Below are 19,335 nucleotides of genomic sequence, written 5' to 3'. Positions count from 1 at the left end.
ACCGCAAAAGAACCATCCGAACTGCAATCGTCGACAATCACCACCTCAACATCACCGAACGACTGCTCCAGCACCGACCCCACCGCAGCAGGCAACCGCTCCGCATCGTTGTAGACGATTACGACGACTGAGATTTCGGTCACAGAAACCATCTCTCCGAAAAGACGACCACTAGGCAAAAGATGAGGGTTTATCCGCGCCAAGACGCCATATCGCCCACAAATCGCAACAGTGTACGACAGGCTGCAGCGCCCCGATGACTGCGGGTGGCACCCCGCCCTCCCCGGGACGCCCGGCGCGGCCCGGTGCCCCGTGCCCGGCGTCCCGTACCCCGCGTCCCGCCGAGGCCGAGCACGCTTCGGCGGGGCACGGAGGACACCGAGGACACCGAGGACACCGAGGACACGGAGTCGCGGGCGGGGTCAGAAGCTACGACGCGGAGACGAGGGTCCGCTCGCGGTTGAGGGAGGCGCTGGTGGTGTCGCTGTTGAGGGTGAGGCGACCGTTCGGCCACAGGACGACCACATCGTCGCTACGAGCGCCCTCGCCACCGAAGGCACCGACCGTCGCGAGGCTGGCGTTACTCCAGTCCGAGTTCGCCGGGCGCAGCTGGTGTTCGGTCTTGAGCTGGTGGGCGCCGATGTTGTCGTAGGCGGTGACTTCGCCGTCGGACCAGCGCACGAAGAGGTCCTGGTCGCCGGTGGCCGGGCGGAAGTCGCCGGCCGCCAGGTCACGGGCGTGCGTCCAGGTGCCGTTGGGGGCGATCAGCCGGGTCTCGGCGTGGAAGCCGTTCGCGTCCACGTTGGTGAAGAGAGTGACGCGGCCGTTGGCCCACCGCACCACGACGTCGTCGCTGCGCGTGTTACCGCCGCCGAAACGGCCGGCGGCCATGCCCACCGCCTGCGTCCAGGTACCGTTCGGCGCCTTGAGCTGAATGGCGTTCTTGAGCTTGTTGGTCTCGTTGACGTCCTTGTAGAGGGTGACCTTGCCGTTCGTCCAGCGCACCAGAAGATCGCTGGTGCCGTCCCCGGTGAAGTCACCCGCGGTCATGGCCGCCGCCTTGTTCCACTCCGGGTCCTTGGCCAGCTGTACGTCCTTGCCGAAGCCGTAGGCGCCGTTGCCCGGGTAGAGGGAGACCTCCCCGTCCGACCAGCGCACGATCAGATCACTGGTGTTGTCGCGCACCGACGCGGAATGGAAGCTGCCTGCGGTCATCAGGCGTGCGTGCTGCCAGGTGCCGGCCCCGCCCATGGTGTACTTCCCGTCCAGGGGAAGATCGCCGGCCGCCTGCCGGTACAGCCAGGCCGCATCGTCGTCGAACTGTGAGGTGTACGAGATGTTGTCGAACTGCCCACCGGCCTTGTAACCGCCGATGACCCCAACCAGGTTGCCGCGCTGCCCGTCGAAGTCCTCGATGAACGGACCGCCACTCACACCGGACCGGTAACCGTCACACTGGATCTCCATGAAACGGCCCTGGAAGGCGCGGGTGTCGTTCGTGCACGACAGCGGCGTCTTCTGACCCGCGGGATAGCCGACGACCGTCACCCCCGCTCGCGCCAGGTGCGCGGAATCGACGGAGGTCAGGGTGTTGCCCGGGCCCGCGGCATCCTCCAGCAGCTGGCCCTGGGCGTTGGCCCCCACCCGCAGGAAGGCGAAGTCCACGTCGTCGTCGGCGGAGCTCTGCTGGAAGCGGTGGTCGATCCAGACCTTGCCGTCCTGGACGGGGAAGATCCCGTACGGCGTCTCGCCGGCCTGGCCCGCCTTGGTGCCCCCGGCACGGTAGCCGGGCACGAAGGCGGCGTTACGCAGCGAGGTGCTGCCCTTGAGACAGTGCGCGGCCGTGACCACCAGGCTCTTGGAGCCGGAGGCGACAGTACTGGCCGTACAGAACTGATTGTGCGTCGCGCTGCCGTCACTGCCGCGCAGCAGGAACACCCCGACCGTGGCGATGCCCTCGGCCACCTGATGGGTCGGCTCCGCCGACCGCTTGCGCCGCACGCCGGGCGCGGGCTGACCGCCCTCACTCTTGGCCCCGGCCCCGGCGGTCTCCACCGGTACGGCACTGCGGATGCGCTCCGGCGTCCAGTACCGCTGCGCTTCCCGTGCCGCGCTCAGCTGATCGGCAGGTACGTCCCCGGACGTGCGCGGCGTTGCCGCCGGGCCGCTCGGAAGCGGAACGGCGAAGGCGGTGGTGGCCGCCGGGACGGCGAGGGCGACCGACGCGCAGACGCCGAGGGCGGCGGTGCGCAGGCGAGGTATTCGTCTCATGAAGTTTTTCCGTTGGGGAAGACGTGGCCGGGGCAGCGCCCGGCCACGTGGGACGAAAGGGAAAGGGGACGAAAGGGTGATCAGGACGTGCGGGGCCCGCTCGCGGGCGGTGTGACCGTCAGGGCGAAGTCCAGCGTGGTCCCGGACGGAGTGGTCAGACGAAGGGTGTAGGTGCCGGGATGCCGGCCGGTGAAGAGCGTCGGCAGCGTGACACGGCCGTCCGCACCGGCGGGCGGCAGGACAAGCGTACGGACCGCTTCACCGTGCGCGCCCGTGAAATACGGCCCGGCCGTGCCGTCCACGACGTCCTCCTCGCGATCCGCGGCGAGGACGGTGGCGATGATCTGCACGCCGGAGGCGGGCCGGGCGCCGTGCGTGGCCCGAAGCGACGGGAGGCCGAGGAAGCTGCTCCCCGTCTCGGCCCGCAACAACTCGGGCAAGTCTGCCGTCTCCTGATCCCACAACTCCAGCTGATCGGCCGTGGGTTCCGCAGCGGGGCGTACCGTAGCGGTGAAGATCGCGGCCGGTCCGCGTACGCCCGGAGCCGTCGCGACGACGGTGAAGCGACCGGGGCGGTCGCCGGCCTGGAGGGCGGGGGCGGTGGCCGTTCCGTGGGGGCCGGAGGTCACGGTGACGGTGGTGGCGGGAGTGGCGACGAAATGTATGCCTTCGGGGCTGGCGGGGGCGCCGGTGCTTCCTGTACCACCGGTGCTGCCGGCGCTTCCCGTACCTCCCGTGCCCTTGACACGGAAGGTGATCCGAGCACCGGGGACGGCGTGGCCATGCGCATCGACCGCTCTCACCTGCGGTCGCCTGGCGAAGCGCTGCCCCACTTCGGCCTCCAGCTCGCGGCTGCCCAGGGCCTCCAGCCGGGTCACGGTGTGCTGGTCCCCGACCGGCTTCGGCAACTCGGTGGGCTCAGGGGCAGGCTGGTCCGCCGGACGCTGAGGCGTAGGCGGTACGACAGGACGCCGCACACCGCCGACGTTCCCGGCCCCGCTCTTACGCCCCTGCTCCGGCCCCGGCTTCGAGCCCGGCTCCTGCCTCTGCTTCTGCTTCTGCTTCTGCTGGAAATCCGGGCGTACGGCGGACGTCCGCTGCGCCGGGTCGGGCCGGTGCGGTGTGGCGGGAGCGTCGTCCGGCGTCTGAGCGACCTCCGACCCGCGATAGGCGTCCATCCACTTCCGTACGGCATTCACATACGCACGGGAATTGTTGTAACTCAGAATCGCCCGGTCCAGATCGGCATCCCGGCTCACGTCCCGGTCCCCCGCACACAGGTAACGGGCCGTACCCAACGCGGCATCAAACATGTTGTTCGGGTCCTTGACCCCGTCACCATCACCGTCCGCACCCCAGCTCCCCCACGTCGACGGAATGAACTGCATCGGCCCCACCGCACGGTCGAACACCGCATCCCCGTCCCACCGCCCCCCATCGGTGTCCCGGATCAACGCGAACTGCGCCCCGTCCAGCCGCGGTCCCCGAACCTGCCGCGCCGTCGAACCGTCACCACGCAACCCGTAACCAGAAGCATGCACCGACTCCACCCGCCCGATCCCCGCCACCAACTGCCACGGCAGACGACACGACGGCTGACTCCCCCGCAACACCCCCTCCGCCCTGCGATACGCAGCCAACGCCGTACCAGGAATCCCCACGGCGCCCGACGACACCTCACCGCCATCACCCGCACCGGGCTCCTTGCCCTGACCGTCCCGCAGAAGGTTGGGCAGGTCAAGGGCAGGGTCACCGCGGTGCCGCGACTGCGGGCTGCCCGGTCCGGCGTCGGCCTGGCGGGCATCGGCGCGCGACGGGCCGGCGGCCTCCAGAGGGCTGAGTGTCGCCGCGGCACTGAGGCTGGCGGCCAGCGCGCAGGCACACAGGCTCTGACGCACCCGGCGTGCGACCAGAGTGGACAGAGCAGGCAGCGGGAGAAACGATTTCACAGGTGCACGTGTCCTCGGCGTACGAAGCGAAAGCGGGCCGGTGCCCAGTGGCACCGGTCCGTGTGCCGCGAGCGGCAGGCGGGGCGTCCCGACCGGTTCCGTACCGGACAGCGCCCCGCCGGAAGGCAGGAAGTCCGGCCGGTCCGTCCACTGTGCTGCGGACGGACCGGCCGGACACGGTCACCGGCTCAGCTCAGCTCGGCTCAGCTCAGCTCGGGTCGACTCAGCCGACGATCTTGACCTCGTCGTGCAGGCCCTTGGCGTCGACGCCCGGGTACATGCTCAGGGACCCGTTGGCCCAGCGCACGAGGACGTCGTTGGGCCGGTCGTTGGCCACGAAGGCACCCGCGCCGATCACGGTCGCGTTGGTCCAGGCGGAACCCTGCGGGCGGATCTGCGTCTCGCCGTGCAGGCCGGCGGTGTCGATCCCCGGGTAGATGGTGGCCTCACCGTCGGACCAGCGCACCAGCAGGTCCGCGGTCTTCTTGCCGGTGAACTCGCCCGAGGTGACCTGCGTGGCGTGCGGCCACGTGGTGTTCGCCTTGACCAGGACCTTCTGCGAGGCCGGCTGCACGCCGTTGGAGTCCAGATCGGGGTGGAGCGTGACGTGGCCGTCGTTCCAGACGACCACCAGGTCGTCGCGCTGCGCGTTGGCGGTGTAGCGACCCGCGGTGATCTGCGCGGCCTTGGTCCAGTCCGCGCTCTTGGCCAGCTTCTTCTCCCCGTGGAAACCGTTCTTGTCCACGTGGGTGTACTGCGTCAGCTCACCGTCGCTCCAGCGCACCACCAGGCCGCCCGAGCCGTTGCCGAAACTCGCTCCGGTGATCCCCCGCGCGTAGTCCCAGGTGCTCTTCTTCGTGGGCGTGTTCGGGGCCGCGAGCTGGTACTCGGCGACGAAGGGGGCCTTGGCGTCCTTGTCCTCCGCACCCTGGTAAAGGGTCACCTCGGCATCGTTCCAGCGCACGATCATGTCCATGTGCCGGGTGCCGCCCGCCGAACCACCGGTGAAGTAGCCGGTGGCGATATGGGTGGCCTTGTTCCACGGCGCGGAGGCGAAGACGGGCCGGTAGCGGACCTTCTGCACCCAGGTGACGATGTCGTCCACCCGGGTACCGACCGCGTCCGTACGGGTCTCGGCCGGCTTGGTACCCAGGCACCCGCCCTGCCAGGAGACACTGTTGACGCCGACCAGCTCCACCCGGCCGCCCGCCTCGCGCAGCTCCGGACCGCCGGTGTCGCCCTTGCACACCGCCGCGTCCTTGCCGGTGATGCCGAGCTTCCCGTCCTGGACCGAACCGACCGTGAACGAACCGGCGTGCAGCTGGTTCGGCACCCACTCCGTCTTCGTCCGGCCGAAGCCGAGAACCTTCAGCTCCTCACCCTGCCGGGGCGCGACCGCGCCGACCGTCACCGGGGTGACACCGCTGACCGGCTTGGCCAGCTTCGCCATCACCAGGTCCCGGCCCGCGTACGGCACCAGCTCGCTGACCTCGGTGACCGCCCCTCCCGAGGCGCTCACGTCCGTACGGCCGACGGTCACCGTCGTCTTCCACTTCGGCGCACCCTCGGCGACCCGCGTGTCGCTCGGGTCGTCGGAGAAGCAACGGGCAGCGGTGAGCACCCACTGCCGGTCCACCAGCGCACCCGAGCAACTGCGCGCGCCGTCACCGATGTCCAGCTTCGCGGCGAACGTGTAGGAGCCGTTCGTGACCGGGCTTCCGGACACGGCGGACGCCGGGGCGGCGGTGGCCAGCGCGCCACTCGCGACCGCGGCGGCAGCCACCGCGGTCAGCCACGCCCGGCGGGAACGTATGTTTTCCATTTTCCCTTTTCCTGAATGTCAGATGGTACGTAGCGACGTACGCGATCGCCCCCGTTCTTGCGCGCGGCACGGCGCACCGTCCGGTTACGGACCGAGGGTCGGGAAGCTGTACGGCACTGCGTGAAAACACCCGGCCGGCCCTTGTGGGACATGGGCACCGGATGGTTCTCCGGCGGACAGTCGCGGCTTCTACGGCGATCTGTCGGCCGGTCTTGCGACCGCCTCGATTACAGGCGTGTGCGGCGCCCTGCGGGCCGCCACTCGAAATGCGAGAAGTACTTGGGCAAGTTCCGGAGCGGGCCGGAAATCGATTCCGGCAACGTTCCGTGACACTCGCCCGGTTCGGCCGGCCCGCTCCGCCTCTCTCGGCGTCCAGGCGGGCTCCAGCCGTCCGCGTAGGGCGGGCCGTTATCCGCCACCGAGCCCTGTCAGAGCCGGTGGGAAGACATCGGGAATTCGGTCAGCTGGTGACGCGGAGCTCGACGAGCATGCTGTTCGCACCGGTGTTTCCGGCCTCGCCGAAGGGCGTGTAGTCGTCCTTGGCCGCGTTGACGACGGTTTCCTTGCCATTGGAGGTGATCTTGGCCTGCACCGGGCGGGTCTCGGCCCACATGCCGTAGGCCTTCGGCAGCTCCAGGGCCAGGTACCCCTTGTTGCCACTGATCGCGAAACAGAACCCGCCCGAGCCGGTCCGCGACTTGACCAGGATGTCGCGAGGGCCGGCGCAGTCGACCAGCGTGATGTGACCGTCCCCCCGCTTCAGCGTGATCTCCCGCTCCTGGAGGATCCGGTCGGCGTCGGGGTAGGCGAAGTCTTCGACGGCGGGCGGCATCTCGGCATCGGCCGCCGAGGCCACGGCCGGCGAACCAGCGGATTGCGGTGCGGCCTGCGCGACCGTGAGGCCGGCTATCGCAGCCGACACGGAGAACGCGCCGATGAGACCGGTGAGCAGAGCTTTACGGGCACGAGGCATCGCCACGGTGTCCTTCCGGGAGTCAAGTGGGCGGCAGTCGGCCCACGGAACGCGAAGTAAAGCATAGGTAGGCTTTGCGACCTCGTCCCGGCCGCAGTCACGCGAACTCCCCCCGGAACGCCCCGTTTCCGGGTCGCGCACGCCACCGGAACGGCTTCTCATCAGGCCTTTTCACGCGGCCTCACGGGGGTCCGGGAAGCGACTCCCGCACCACGGTGAACCTCGCCTTTCGCTTCTTCCTTTTCGCCGCCCCCCTCCCGCCGTTCCGCCTCGAATGCAGAGTTCAGGGACGGCGACGCCGTCACCCGGTCGGGGCCGTCCGGCCTTCCGGACATGGGCTACGAGCTGCCTCGGAGTTCCTGCGCCCCGCCCACGAAAGCGTGCGCGACAGCGCCTTCCGCGCGGCTTCTCCCGACTCGTACGGCCGAGTTGACCGAGCGCCGCACCGGCTACGGAACCGAAGTCGGCAATCCGTGACAACTGCGCCAGGTCGGCGGCAGTTACGGCACCGGAGGCGAGGCTTGCGTGTCCGCGCGGCGAAGCCGGAGTCGGGACTTACGTGTCCATGCGGCGAAGCTCGAGACGGGGCTGAAGGCGCGGGGCCTCCGGGGTGGTGGCGAGGTGAGAGCAGGGTCGGGGCTTCCGCATCCGTCCAGGCGACGCCGGGTTCGCCGGAACCGCCCGAAAACCGGGCTTCCACGGGCTGTTGCACCGCTACGATCACCTTCCCTTCAGGGCGCGGCCGGACGGGCGATCACGTACCGCGGCGCAGCTCTCCCACTGTCACCGGAAGGCACCTCGTCGTGTCGGGAATACCCTCTTCGCGCGTTCCGGCCGACCCGGTCACCGATGCCCGCCACAAGCGCGGCCGTCTGCTCTTCGTGGGCATGTTCGTGGTGCTCGCGGGACTGTTGGCCCTGGCGTGGTTCCTCCGCGGTGACAAGACGGGCGACGCGGCCGACCTGCGCCAGGGTGACTGCTTCAAGAACACGGGCACCACGGAAACGCCCCGGCCGGAGAAGGTGAGCTGCACGGAGGCGGGCGCGGACTACACGGTGGTGAAGGTCGTCAAGGGCGGCGTGTCCGCGACTCTGGAGTGTTCCGGGGTGCCGGGCGCGATCGGCGCCTTCAGCCAGGTGGGGTCGGATGCGTTCGTGGTCTGTTTCGGAGACAGCTCGTGACCTGCCGACTGTGTCACTGATCTTTCGCGGCCGGCGGGAAAGCGGCGTCGATGGTGTCGCGGATGACCCGGTAGCAGCTACAGGCGTTCGCTTCCAGACGGGCCCGGTTCAGGATGGTGATGGTGCCACGGCTGTAGCTGATGCAGCCGTCCTCGGCCAAGGCGCCCGCGACCTCGCTGACCGAGGATCTGCGGACCGCGAGCATCTGGGCGAGGAACTTCTGCGTCAGGTCGAACTCGTCGCTGTGCATCCGGTCGGCCGTCATGAGCAGCCAGCGGGCGCACCGCTGGCGGGTGCGGTGGCTGCGGTTGCAGCCCGCGTTACGCGCCAGCTGGGTGAACATGGACTGAGTGAAACGTTGCAGCACCTGCTGCAGCTGCCCGTCCAGTACGGCGATCTCGTGCCGGAACTGGTCGGCGTCCATCCGCAGCCCGTACCCGGCGACCTGGCACACGGCCCGTTCGGTCGGGCTGCCGAGGCCCAGGAACACCGGGAGCCCGACCATGCCCTCGTCGCCGACGGTCGCCACCTCGATGGCCGGACCGTCCAGCTCGGCCAGGATGGAGCAGACGCCCCTCAAGGGAAACAGCACGGTCTCGATCCGGCCCCCCGGCCGGTACAGCAGGTCTCCGGTGCTCAGCTCGACCGGTTCGAGGTGGGCCTGCAATCGCCGTCGCTCGGCCTCCGGCAGCGCGGCGAGCACTCGGTTGCCACTGCTGTCGTACGCATCGGATGCGCCGCTTGTCATCGTCTGCCTGCCTCTCGTCCCCGTGGTCAGGTCGCGACCGCCGGTGGGATCACTGCCGCCCAGGGCGGCAGCGACACCCGCATCAGGCCTGCGGCACCCGGCACCATCACCAGGCTGACCACTGCGTGAGCCAGCACCGGCAGGGGCAGCACGAAGTCTATGCAGCCGGTGGCCATCGCGGCGCTCGGCATACCGAAGGCTTCGGACGTGGTGCTGTCCTGGGCGAGCACCCGGCCCCCCGCGCCGCGGACGTGGCGTACCCCCAGAGCCCCGTCGTTCAGGCGCCCGGTGAGCACGGCCACCAGCACCCGAGGGCCGAAGGCGGCTGCGGCCGAGGCGAACATCGGATCCGCCGCTCGGGGGCCGTCCGCGTCATGCAGCGTCACCTTGCCCTCGGATGTGAAGGCCGCCCACTGACCCGCCGGCACCACATGCACGACGCCCGCGGCCAGCTGGTCCCCGTCCTCCAGCAACCGCACCGGCAGTGTGGACCGGTAGCGCAGGACTCCCACCAGGCCGTCCTGCTCCCGCACCGGCCGGTGCTGCACCAGCACCACCGCCGCGGGGAAGCTCTCGGGCAGCGCCGCCAGAATCTCGCGATATGCGCTCACGCCACCGAGCGACGCGGTCATACAGACCACGTCGAAAGCGGCGGAAGAATTCTGCACGGTACCGAACACAGCACTACTCTAATGCCCGCAACCGCACACAGCGGTAACGCGGCGAAAAACCCCGGACACGACCGCTCCGTCGCCGCCCCACGGCCGACGACAAGCCTCCCTCGGCCACCACCCGACGACGGCAGGACGTCAGCCCCAAGTTCTCCACGCCCATTACGCCATCGAAGTGACGCCCGGGCACAACCGCAGCCCGACGTCAGCGACGCCACTCCGGCCCGCTTCTTCGTCACGACTGCGGCTGCGGATCCGGCTCCGGCTCCGGCTCCGAGGTGGTCGGGCGGGGCCGGTCGGGCGGTCAGGCGGGGCCAGCCGGGCGCGGTCGGGCGGTCGACGACGCCCAAGGCGGCGGGCGCCACCGCGTCCGTGATCCTGCGCAGGGCCCCAAGCGCTTAAGCGAGCGCGACGTAGCAGCCGACGAGCAGCAGGGCGCACAGGTTCCGCTGGCAGACGGACAAACGAGCAGCAGCAGAAGGCCGCCCCAAGTCCGGCAGCCTGACCACTACTGAGTCCTGGCGGGCGCCCCCGGGTAGCCCACCCCGTCGCCTCTGCCGCGGTAACGGAAAACCACATCCGAGGCCACCACCCTCCGCAGCAGCGACCAGCACTTTCACCCGCGACCAGCACTGCCAACCGCGACACGGCCCACCGCTGGTGCCGCATCAGGCAACGTTCGCCCTGTGTATGGCGGCGCGGAGGCGTTCGTCGGCGGCATGCTTGTTCCGCCAGATGATGTAGCGGCGGATCATCCTTCCCTGCTCCTTGTGGCTGGCATGGTCGGTGCCGTCGAGAGCGAAGTGGCGCAGGGCGGTGAACTGGGCCTCGATGCGGTTGAGCCACGAGCTGTTGGTCGGCCTGCAGGTGATCTCGACGTTGTTGGCCGTGGCCCAGTCGCCGACTCGGGTGTTCTCCTTCGTGGTCAGGTGTGGGGAGGCGTTGTACCGTCCGCCGGACTCGGCCCCTTGCCGCCCGGGGTGGGGGGGGAGGTTGAGCGGACCGAACTCGTGAAGACATAAGACGACTTCAGGCTCGCCGCCCTCGACTATGACCTCGCCATCGGCGATCGCGTGGAGATGCTCGACGCGGGCCTTCTTCGCCGCGTAGTCGGGGTCGCGGGAGGTCTTCCAGGTCTCTGCGCGTTGAAACGTCACGCCCTCCTCGCGGAGCAGGATCCGCAGTTCTTCGTGGCTGATGTCCTCGCCCCCCCTCGGCGCCCAGGAGGTCAGCCGGCTTGGTCAGGCTCCAGGTCGAGAACGGAAGGCCGTGCTCGGCCGGCCTGGACTTGGTGATCTTCTTGATCCCACGGCGTTCCGGGAGGACGAAGGTCTGGGGTCGGCCTCCTCTGTGCTTCGGGTGAAGCGCGTCAAAGCCGTCGGCGTCGAAGTTGTGGATCACGTCTCGGGGAGTTCCGGGCCGGCGCGCCGAGTACCGGGATCTCGTGTCAGCTCAGATGCCGGGCGAAGAACCTCAGCGAGCTGTCCACTTCAAACGACGGTACATCCCCGTGTTTGCCGGGATTGGCGTGCAGTGTCTTCTCAGCCGAGGCCAGGGCGTCGAACAACGCCAGGCTCTGGTCCCGCGGAACCATCTGGTCGTCCCACTGGACCAGGAACTGCACCGGCACGGTGATCAGCCCGGCGTCCTCGGCCAGCCCGTGCACGCCGAGCAGGCCCAGCACCGCCGCGCGGATCCGGGGCTCTGCGGCGATGAGCGGGACGCCGAGCCCGCAGCCCATCGACATCCCGCAATAACCCACCGGGCCGACGCCGACCTGGTCGAGGCGCTGGACCGCAGTCAGGACCGCCTGCCAGTCCGCGACGGCCTGAGGGGCCAGATGGCTATGCATGCCGGCGACCAGCGCGCCTGGATTCTCACCGGCAGCCATGCCGGCCCGCATCTCGGCCGCGACCCGGCCGAACTCCTCATCCTTGGGCCGGTCACCGTGGTTGGGCACGTCGATCGCGACGACCGCGAAACCCTCGGCGGCGTAGCGGCGCGCGCGGGACACGGTGCCAGGGGCCATCTTGTGCTGCCCGCCGCCATGGCCCAGCAGAATCAGGGGACGAGTACCGCAGGCGTCTTCCGGCGTCCACAGCACGCCAGGAATCTCGTTGAGGATGAAGAACTGCTCGGTGACGCCGTCCGACGACGTCTGGGAGGTGAAGCGCATCAGCGTTTCAAGCCTTTCGGGATGCCTTGTGCGGGCGCTCCCTAGGCCATGCAAAGGAGGGAGCCCCGACTGGTCACAGCGTTGATCGGACTCACCTCCTCGAATGTGCAGTGGTGCACGGCGGCGCCGAAGGTATCACGGAGATCATCATTCGCGCTTCGCTGGGTCGAACATCGCCTAATGCGGCGCCAGCCCGGCCAACCATGAGCTGCCACCCGGCGCATCAGTTCCCGTTCCGACACCGCGAACTGCTGCGCACCGACCTCCGGGCTCCTGGCCGACCCTGAACAGCGCAGGCCGCCAGCCCCCTGCTCCCCCGGCCCGCACCCGGCCCCGGACCCGCACCCGACGTTCACCGAACGCACGCTCACCCACAGCTCCCCGGCTACGACCGTGCCCCTCTCACCCCGTCCAGAGCTCTCAGCCGCGAGCATTCGTATCCACTCCCGGGCCGCTTGCTCACAAGGCCTGCCCCTCCCCCTTACTCGTACTGCGTAACCTGCTCATGGCCGTGACGATCGCGGCAACGACGGTCCTGTTTGCCCTTCCCATCAGCTGGCCCGGTGCCGCGGCGGGGATCGCGTTGTCGGCCGTCACCCCTCTCAGGGCGCGGTGAGGCGTGCGATCGTTCCGATTTCCAGAGCGGTCCATATCGCGCCGTCTGGCCCTTGGGTTATGCCGTGGGGTTCCGAGGCCGGAGTGGGAAGGTCGTGCTCGTCGATACGGCCGTCGGGTGTGATCCGGCCGATGCGGTTGGCTCCCCATTCGGTGAACCAGCAGTTTCCGTCCCCGTCGGCGGCGATGGCGTGCGGGCGTGACGCGCGGTCGGGCAGAGCGAATTCGTCGAACTTCCCGTCCGGCGTGATCCGTCCGATGTGACCGGTGCCGATCTCGACGAACCACATGGCACCGTCGGCGCCGGCCGTGATGCCGACCGGGGCGCCGGCCGGTGTGGGCAAGGGGTGAACGGCGACGTCACCGTCGCGTCCGATGGCGCCGATCGCGTTCGCCTGGTTCATCGTGAACCACAGCCGGCCGTCCGGACCGCCGGCAATGGCTGACGGGAAGGCGCCCGAAAGCGGGAGGGGGAACTCGGTGACCTGCCCATCGGGCGTGATGCGGCCGATGCGGTCGACGTTGGCCTCGGTGAACCACAGTGCGTCATCAGGGCCCGCGGTGATACCGAACGGACCGGCGTCCGGCGTCGGCAGCGGGAACGATGTGATGTCTCCGGCCGTGGTGATGCGGCCGATCCGGTGGCTGCGGAACTCGGTGAACCACAGCGCGTCGTCAGGCCCTGCTGTGATGATCGACGGTCCGCTGGAAGCCGGTTCGAGCTGGTGGAACGTGACATCGCCGCCGGGCGTGATACGGCCGATCCGTCCGTCGTGGACCGTGGTGAACCACAGTGCACCGTCTGGTCCGGCAGTGATTCCGTAGGGTCCGGCCCCACCGGCGGAGACGGAGAACTCTGCGATCGCAACGGGTGGACGACTCGGCATCGGCGAATTCCTTGATCGGTGGGCGGTGGACGGGGGGCAGTGGACGGTGGAAGTGCGACTGCGGATGCTATCCGTGCGCTCAGCGCCCACGCCCCTGGATATTCCAGCCCTGCGGCAGCAGCTGCACGGAGCCGAACATTACCGAGCGCTCCTCGCTCTTGCGGAGGCCCCAGGTGTGATCGGGGGTGGCGGGCGGGGCCGCAGGCCTCGCCGATGATGGCGAGCTGGTCGAGGGGGCGCTCGGCCCGGACGCTTTCACAGACACTGCGACTGGAGCGGACCGGTACGTCGTAGTCCTTTCCAGACGCGATCCTGATCGCCACTTCGGCAAAGGTGAGGCCGGCGGCCGGGGCCCGTGGCGCCTCGCGTCCATCGACCGTCACGCCGCCGGGCCTGCCGGGTGTGCGTGACGTGGCCAGTCGCTCGTTCATGACTGTTCTTCTCTCCGTGTCGGCCCGGACGGATGGAATGTCACATGCTGTGCGGAGGGCGGGTGACGGTGTGCTTTCCGGACCTCTCGACCGTAGAAGTCGCGGAGGGTCGTGCACTACGTACGAAGGTTGTCGATCACCCCTGACTTTGGTGGGGGCTCCCCGGGCCGACCGGCCGGCACCGGGGCGTCCGCTGTGCATCACGGCCGCACCGGTGTGCGCTACTTCTTGCCGGCGTCGCGGACGAGCAAGGCCATCTGCACCCGATTGGACAGGTTCAGTTTGGCCAGCGCGCGGCTGACGTGTGCCTTGACCGTGCCTTCGCTCATGATCAGGGCGCGCCCGACCTCGGCGTTCGACAGGCCGCGGGCCACTGCTCGCACCACCTCGTCCTCGCGTTCGGTCAGTACCGACAGGCGCTGCCGTGCCTCGGCGGCGCCTTCCGGTTCCAGGCCGGCGAAGGTGTCGATCAGGCGCTGGGTGACTTTCGGCGTGAGCATGGCGCTGCCCTCGGCGACCGTGCGGACGGCGTTGGCAAGGTCGCGCGGGGAGGTGTCCTTCAAAAGGAATCCGGAGGCTCCGTTGCGCAGGGCGGTGTGCACGTAGTCGTCGAGGTCGAAGGTGGTCAGCATGATCACCCTGGGGCCGCCCGGTGAACGGCGCAGCTCGCGCAGGGCGGTCAGACCGTCCATGCCGGGCATCCGGACGTCCATCAGGACGACGTCCGGGCGGTGCGCGGCGACCGCGGTGATCGCTTCCCTGCCGTCGCCCGCCTCACCGACCACCTCGATGTCGTCGGCCGGTTGCAGGATCATGCGCAGTCCGGTCCTGACCAGTGCTTCGTCGTCGACTACCAGGACGCGGATCACGCGTGGTCCTCCAGAGCGGGTGCGGAGAGGGGGAGACGGGCGGAGACGGTGAACCCGCCGTCGTGGCGGGGCTCGGCGGTGAAGACGCCGTCGAGCAGTTCCACGCGTTCGCGCAGTCCGACGAGCCCCAGACCGCTGCCTGGCAGGGCCTCGGTCGGGCCGGCCGGGGCCGAGTTGCTCACGGTGATCTCCAGGTCCGCGTCGTGGTAGTGCAGAGCGACTTCGGTGCGGGCCGAGCCGGCGTGTTTGTGGACGTTGGTGAGGGCCTCCTGCACGACGCGGTAGGCGGCCTGTTCCAGGAGGGTGGGCAGCTGTTTCGGCGTACCCGCGTCCTGGCGGCGTACGGTGATGCCGGCGGCCCGCGACTGGTCGAGCAGCTGGTCGAGGTCGACCAGCGTCGGCTGCGGCCCGAGGGCGGCACGGCCCCGGTCGCCGGCGCTCTTGAGGACGCCGATGACGTCCCTGAGCTGGCCGAGCGCTTCCCTCCCGGTGGTACGGATCAGTTCCGCTGCGGCCGCCGTGTCGGCGTCCTTCGCGTTGACTTCCAACGCGCCGGCGTGCAGCACCATGAGGGACACCCGGTGGGCTACGACGTCGTGCATGTCGCGGGCGATGCGGGCGCGTTCCTGGACGCGCGCCTGTTCGGCGCGCGCCGCCTGTTCCCTCTCCGCTTGCGCGGCGCGCTCGTGGAGCCCTTCGATCACGTCGTGGCGTGCCCTGCTCCACAGTCCCAGCACCACAGGGAGCCAGACGAACAGAACGACGCTGCCGAGCGAGGAGAACAGGTCTTCCCGGCCCAGGCCGGGCATACCCGCGGCGGCGCCGGTGGTCATCGGGAGGACGACGGCCGCGCTCGCCCCAAGGACATACCAGACGAGGCGCGGTGGGCGACGGGCACTGCGGGCGACGACGTAGGAGCCGACGCCCAGCGGCATCCAGACCGACAGCAGGATCCAGCCCGCCAGTCCGAAGCTGATCACCGGCCGGCGCCGGCGCGGCAGCAGCAGGACGGTGGCGGCGGAAACCACCGCCACGACGGCGGACAACGCCAGTTCCGCCGACCGCGTTATACCCAACTCGGTTCGCAGGTAGGCGATCAGGGGCCCATCGATCGGTATGAAGGCGCCCACGGCGACCACGAGCGCCAGTACTTGTCGTCCCCACCGGTCCACTGCGTCGCGCAAGCGCTGACGGAGCGCTGTCTCCATGCGTCGGGCCACGCCCCGAGCCTAGTTCTTCGCGGCGGGTCCGACTTCTGCCGCCCGACTGCTCCCTGCCCCACCAAGGTTGCGCCCCCGCCTCAGCTTAAGTAGGGGGTCTTCTTGGTCTTTTCGGTGACGTGCCGACGGGTTCCGAGCCTGGACCATGCGGTGCATGACACAGACAACAGCTGCCGTCCGAGCCATCGGACTGGCCAAGCGATACGGACCGGCCGATGCCCGCGTGGTCGCGCTCGCCGGAGTCGATGTGGAGTTCCGCCGTGCGGAGTTCACCGCGATCATGGGGCCGTCCGGCTCCGGCAAGTCGACGCTGATGCACTGCGTCGCGGGCCTGGACCAGGCTGACGAGGGCACGGTGTGGATCGGTGACACCGAGGTGACCGGACTGCGCGACGACGCCCTGACCAGTCTCCGCCGCGATCGGGTCGGCTTCGTCTTCCAGGCGTTCAACCTGCTGCCCACGCTGACCGCGTTGGAGAACATCACGCTGCCGTTCGACCTCGCCGGCCGCGAGCCCGACCGCGCGACGGTGGACAAGGTCATAGCCGCCCTGGACCTGCGGAACCGCCTCCACCACCGGCCCAGCCAGCTCTCCGGCGGCCAACAGCAGCGGGTGGCCTGCGCCCGCGCGCTGGTCACCCGGCCCGAAGTGGTCTTCGCCGACGAGCCGACCGGTGCGCTGGACTCCACCGCCTCCGACGAATTACTCGGCTTCCTGCGCCGCAGTGTGGACGACCTCGGCCAGACGGTGGCGATGGTCACCCATGAGCCGAGCGCGGCCGCCTTCGCAGACCGGGTGTTGTTCCTCAAGGACGGTCAGCTCGTCGACGAGGTCACCGCGCCGACCGCGGACGGCGTGTTGGAGCGCCTGAAATCCTTCGAAAGGACTGCCGTCTGATGTTGACGACCATGTGGCGCGACCTGCTCGGCCACAAGGGCCGCGCGGTGTTGACGCTCATCGCCGTCGCGCTCGGTGTGACCGCGACGGTCGGAAGCTGGGTGGTGAGCGACTCCATCGCCGCCACCCTCGCGGGCGAGGAAACCCGGAAGGACGTCGGTGTCTCGGTGCAGAGCCCCGGCAAGGAAGCGGTGCTCACCGCCGCGGACCGTGACCGGCTGGCCGCGACGCCCGGTGTCGCACGGGCGGAGGGAGTGATCGTCGGCCGAGCCGGACTGGTCGGCCGCGACGGCAAGTTCGTCCGGACCACCACCGTGCTGGACCGGGCCGGCACAAACTGGAGCGGCGGCAGACGCTTCACGGTGGAGGCGGGGAGAGCCCCCGCCGGTCCGGGGCAGGTAGCGCTCAACAAGCCCGACGCCGACAAGGCCGGCCTCACGGTGGGCGACACCATCCGCATCCTGCTGGCCAACGGGCGCACGGACACCGCCAGGGTGACCGCGCTCTACACCTACAACCGACTGGGCCCGGAGACCACACAGGATTCCGACGAGGCGTCCGACGCGGTGCCAGTCGCCGCCTACGACACCAGAACCGCCGAGCAACTGCTCGGCAAGCGCTTCCACCGCATCGAACTGACAACGGCCGCCGGAGCGAGCGCCGATGCCGTCAAGGCAGCAGTGCGCAAGACCACCCCTACCGGCTACCACGTCGAGACGGGCAGGGCCCTGGCGGAGGCCGCGGTGCGGCAGTCGGACGCCGAGGCGCAGGAACTGCGCATGACGATGCTGCCGTTCGCCGCGGTCGCTCTGCTGGTCGGCGGGTTCGTCATCGCCAACACCTTCACCTTGCTCGTGAGCCGGCGCACCCGACAGTTCGCACTGCTCAGGGCCGTCGGCGCGCGCAGACGCCAGGTGCGGTCCGCCGTCATCGCCGAGGCCACCGTGCTCGGACTGGCGGGCGGCACGGTCGGCACAGCGGCCGGTGTGGCGCTGGGCCCGTCGATGATCTCGGTGATGCGTCCGGGCGACGACGTCGACTTCACCGTCAGCCCGGTGGCCGTCCTACTCGGCTACGGGGTCGCCCTGCTGGTGACCGTACTGGCCGCGTACAGCTCGGCACGGCGGGCCGCGACCGTACCGCCGGTCGCCGCGCTGCGCACCGACGCGATCGTGCCACGGGAGGCCGGACGGCTGCGGATACTGCTGGGAGCCGGCCTTGTGACCGCCGGGGCGGCCATGGTCGTCGCCACGGCGGATCCGAGCTCGTCCAACGCCGCGCGCATCATCGGTCTGGTGGGAACCGTCCTCGGCGTGACCGGCATGCTCCTGCTGGCACCCTTTCTCGCCGAGGTGGTCCTGCGCCCCGCCGCACGGCTGCTCGGCGCCCGCTCCCGGCCGGCGGTCCGGCTCGGGCTGCGCAACGCGGCCGGCGACCCGCGCCGGACCGCGGGCACAGCCACCGCCATCACCGTCGGGCTCGCCCTGGTCTGTTCGTTCGCGACCCTCAGCGCGTCGTTCTCCGCACTGATCGCCTCGACGATCCGGGCCAATGTCCCCACGACGACGACGGTTCTGCAATCCGCCGCCGGCGGCCAGTCCTCCCTCACCCGGGCCGAAGCCGCCCGGGTCGGCGCGCTGCCGGGTGTCTCTCAGGTGGCGGGCAGCCGGGACGTCTTGGCCGGGCTGACCTACCCGGGCGGCAGGACCGAACGGCGGATCTCCGCCATCGAACCGGCCGGCCTCCAGGGCGTCCTGACCCCGGACATCACGGCGGGCAGCGCCGACCTGACGCGGGGCGTGGTCATATCGCGGAACCAGGCCGACATGCTGGGCCTGGGCCTGAACGACGAAGTCACCCTGCGCCTGGACGCCAAGACCTCGGTCACCCGGGCCGTGGTGGGCATCTATGACGCGACGGAGCTGCAGGCCAGCATCTTCCTGAACGTCGCCGATGCTCCCGAGTCGCTGCGCCGGCAGATCACCACGCTGTACGCCTCCGGGCCCGACCCGGACAAGGCGCGGGCGAGCATCACGGCAGCCTTCCGGGACCGGCCGGACGTGCTCGTCGGCGACCGCGAGACGCTCGTGCGGCAGGGCGTCGACCAGCAGTCGCTGGCCTTCACCCTGATGTACGCGATGTTCGGCGTCGCCATCTTGATCGCCGTGTCCGGCGTGGTGAACACGCTGGTGCTTTCGGTCATGGAGCGCACCCGGGAGATAGGAGTGCTTCGCGCGGTGGGCGCCTCGCGCCTGCTGGTCCGCCGAACCATCCGGGTCGAGAGCATCGTGATCTCACTCTTCGGCGCACTGCTCGGAGTCGTCGTAGGAATACCGGCAGGCGCCGTCATGCAGCACGCCATGTTCGGGCAACGGCTGTGGGACTTCTCGATACCCGTCGGCATCATCGCCCTTGCGCTGGCCGGGATAGCCGTGGCGGCCGTCCTGGCCGCGATGTGGCCGGCCCGCCGTGCGGCCCGTACGGACATGCTGACGGCGATCGCCTGCGAGTGACCCGCGATGTGGTGAGCGGCCAGTGAGGCTGCTGCCTCTTGGCAATGGCCGTGGCAATGGCAGTGGCAATGGCGGTGGCGGTACGAGGCCTTCCGGGGCGGGGTCCGCTGC

General features: G+C 69.7%; 14 protein-coding genes and 1 pseudogene. 3 read left to right on the top strand and 12 right to left on the bottom strand.

The genetic code is table 11. The features are described from left to right. The 5 genes from JXZ78_RS41210 to JXZ78_RS37600 form a co-directional block, all read right to left on the bottom strand. A partial coding sequence (locus JXZ78_RS41210) for a glycosyltransferase family 2 protein (protein ID WP_372498481.1) occupies positions 1 to 152 on the bottom strand: 152 nt, incomplete at its 3' end. 277 nt (positions 153 to 429) lie between these two features. Then, the gene (locus tag JXZ78_RS37615) at positions 430 to 2,271 is read right to left on the bottom strand and encodes a trypsin-like peptidase domain-containing protein (RefSeq protein ID WP_238783654.1); all 1,842 of its coding nucleotides are present in this window, start codon (positions 2,269 to 2,271) and stop codon (positions 430 to 432) included. A gap of 80 nt (positions 2,272 to 2,351) precedes the next feature. Further along, positions 2,352 to 3,659, bottom strand: coding sequence for a hypothetical protein (locus JXZ78_RS37610; RefSeq protein WP_238783653.1), 1,308 nt, complete (start codon positions 3,657 to 3,659; stop codon positions 2,352 to 2,354). 784 nt (positions 3,660 to 4,443) lie between these two features. Then, entirely contained in the window at positions 4,444 to 6,042 is a 1,599-nt protein-coding gene (locus tag JXZ78_RS37605; protein ID WP_238783652.1) for a S1 family peptidase, read from the bottom strand. A gap of 460 nt (positions 6,043 to 6,502) precedes the next feature. Then, complete coding sequence (locus tag JXZ78_RS37600) at positions 6,503 to 7,015, bottom strand: hypothetical protein (protein WP_238783651.1); 513 nt, start codon at positions 7,013 to 7,015, stop codon at positions 6,503 to 6,505. 803 nt (positions 7,016 to 7,818) lie between these two features. On the opposite strand from JXZ78_RS37600, the gene JXZ78_RS37595 reads away from it, so the two are divergent. After that, a complete protein-coding gene (locus JXZ78_RS37595; RefSeq protein WP_030020124.1) occupies positions 7,819 to 8,196 on the top strand; it encodes an LppU/SCO3897 family protein in 378 nt (125 codons plus the stop codon). A gap of 13 nt (positions 8,197 to 8,209) precedes the next feature. On the opposite strand, the gene JXZ78_RS37590 is transcribed toward JXZ78_RS37595, so the two are convergent. From JXZ78_RS37590 to JXZ78_RS37560, 7 genes and pseudogenes are all read right to left on the bottom strand, one after another. After that, positions 8,210 to 8,944 carry a Crp/Fnr family transcriptional regulator gene (locus JXZ78_RS37590; protein ID WP_063726081.1) on the bottom strand — a complete coding sequence of 245 codons (735 nt, stop codon included), beginning with the start codon at positions 8,942 to 8,944 and terminating at the stop codon, positions 8,210 to 8,212. A gap of 26 nt (positions 8,945 to 8,970) precedes the next feature. Further along, on the bottom strand, positions 8,971 to 9,576 hold the full coding sequence (locus JXZ78_RS37585; RefSeq protein ID WP_063726082.1) for a chemotaxis protein CheB: 606 nt from the start codon (positions 9,574 to 9,576) through the stop codon (positions 8,971 to 8,973). Between the two features lie 707 nt (positions 9,577 to 10,283). Then, a pseudogene (locus JXZ78_RS37580) lies at positions 10,284 to 11,022 on the bottom strand (helix-turn-helix domain-containing protein); the annotation flags it as partial. Positions 11,023 to 11,062: 40 nt separating this feature from the next. Next, complete coding sequence (locus JXZ78_RS37575; RefSeq protein WP_238783649.1) at positions 11,063 to 11,791, bottom strand: dienelactone hydrolase family protein; 729 nt, start codon at positions 11,789 to 11,791, stop codon at positions 11,063 to 11,065. Between the two features lie 602 nt (positions 11,792 to 12,393). Further along, the gene (locus tag JXZ78_RS37570; RefSeq protein WP_030023462.1) at positions 12,394 to 13,293 is read right to left on the bottom strand and encodes a Vgb family protein; all 900 of its coding nucleotides are present in this window, start codon (positions 13,291 to 13,293) and stop codon (positions 12,394 to 12,396) included. Positions 13,294 to 13,945: 652 nt separating this feature from the next. After that, positions 13,946 to 14,593, bottom strand: coding sequence for a response regulator (locus tag JXZ78_RS37565; RefSeq protein ID WP_030023460.1), 648 nt, complete (start codon positions 14,591 to 14,593; stop codon positions 13,946 to 13,948). Then, a complete protein-coding gene (locus JXZ78_RS37560) occupies positions 14,590 to 15,813 on the bottom strand; it encodes a sensor histidine kinase (protein ID WP_238783648.1) in 1,224 nt (407 codons plus the stop codon). Before JXZ78_RS37560 ends, JXZ78_RS37565 begins: the two co-directional genes overlap by 4 nt. A 154-nt stretch (positions 15,814 to 15,967) precedes the next feature. Between JXZ78_RS37560 and JXZ78_RS37555 the strand changes: the two genes are divergently transcribed. Continuing rightward, positions 15,968 to 16,711 (top strand): ABC transporter ATP-binding protein, encoded by a 744-nt coding sequence (locus JXZ78_RS37555; RefSeq protein WP_063726162.1) that lies wholly within the window; start codon positions 15,968 to 15,970, stop codon positions 16,709 to 16,711. After that, positions 16,711 to 19,224: an ABC transporter permease gene (locus JXZ78_RS37550; protein WP_030023456.1), complete on the top strand. Its 2,514-nt coding sequence runs from the start codon at positions 16,711 to 16,713 to the stop codon at positions 19,222 to 19,224. The genes JXZ78_RS37555 and JXZ78_RS37550 overlap by 1 nt, the downstream gene beginning before the upstream one ends. Positions 19,225 to 19,335 lie beyond the last annotated feature (111 nt).

Source organism: Streptomyces monomycini, from assembly GCF_022271435.1.
Classification (GTDB): domain Bacteria; phylum Actinomycetota; class Actinomycetes; order Streptomycetales; family Streptomycetaceae; genus Streptomyces; species Streptomyces monomycini.
The sequence above is the reverse complement of the archived record's forward strand: the minus strand, read 5'-3'. Positions and strand labels throughout refer to the sequence as shown.

Coding starts and splice junctions, on each gene's coding strand:
- JXZ78_RS37605 (WP_238783652.1), bottom strand. CDS start 6,042: ATGGAAAACATACGTTCCCGCCGGGCGTGGCTGACCGCGGTGGCTGCC.
- JXZ78_RS37615 (WP_238783654.1), bottom strand. CDS start 2,271: ATGAGACGAATACCTCGCCTGCGCACCGCCGCCCTCGGCGTCTGCGCG.
- JXZ78_RS37555 (WP_063726162.1), top strand. CDS start 15,968: ATGACACAGACAACAGCTGCCGTCCGAGCCATCGGACTGGCCAAGCGA.
- JXZ78_RS37600 (WP_238783651.1), bottom strand. CDS start 7,015: ATGCCTCGTGCCCGTAAAGCTCTGCTCACCGGTCTCATCGGCGCGTTC.
- JXZ78_RS37585 (WP_063726082.1), bottom strand. CDS start 9,576: ATGACCGCGTCGCTCGGTGGCGTGAGCGCATATCGCGAGATTCTGGCG.
- JXZ78_RS37610 (WP_238783653.1), bottom strand. CDS start 3,659: ATGCAGTTCATTCCGTCGACGTGGGGGAGCTGGGGTGCGGACGGTGAT.
- JXZ78_RS37550 (WP_030023456.1), top strand. CDS start 16,711: ATGTTGACGACCATGTGGCGCGACCTGCTCGGCCACAAGGGCCGCGCG.
- JXZ78_RS37590 (WP_063726081.1), bottom strand. CDS start 8,944: ATGACAAGCGGCGCATCCGATGCGTACGACAGCAGTGGCAACCGAGTG.
- JXZ78_RS37575 (WP_238783649.1), bottom strand. CDS start 11,791: ATGCGCTTCACCTCCCAGACGTCGTCGGACGGCGTCACCGAGCAGTTC.
- JXZ78_RS37570 (WP_030023462.1), bottom strand. CDS start 13,293: ATGCCGAGTCGTCCACCCGTTGCGATCGCAGAGTTCTCCGTCTCCGCC.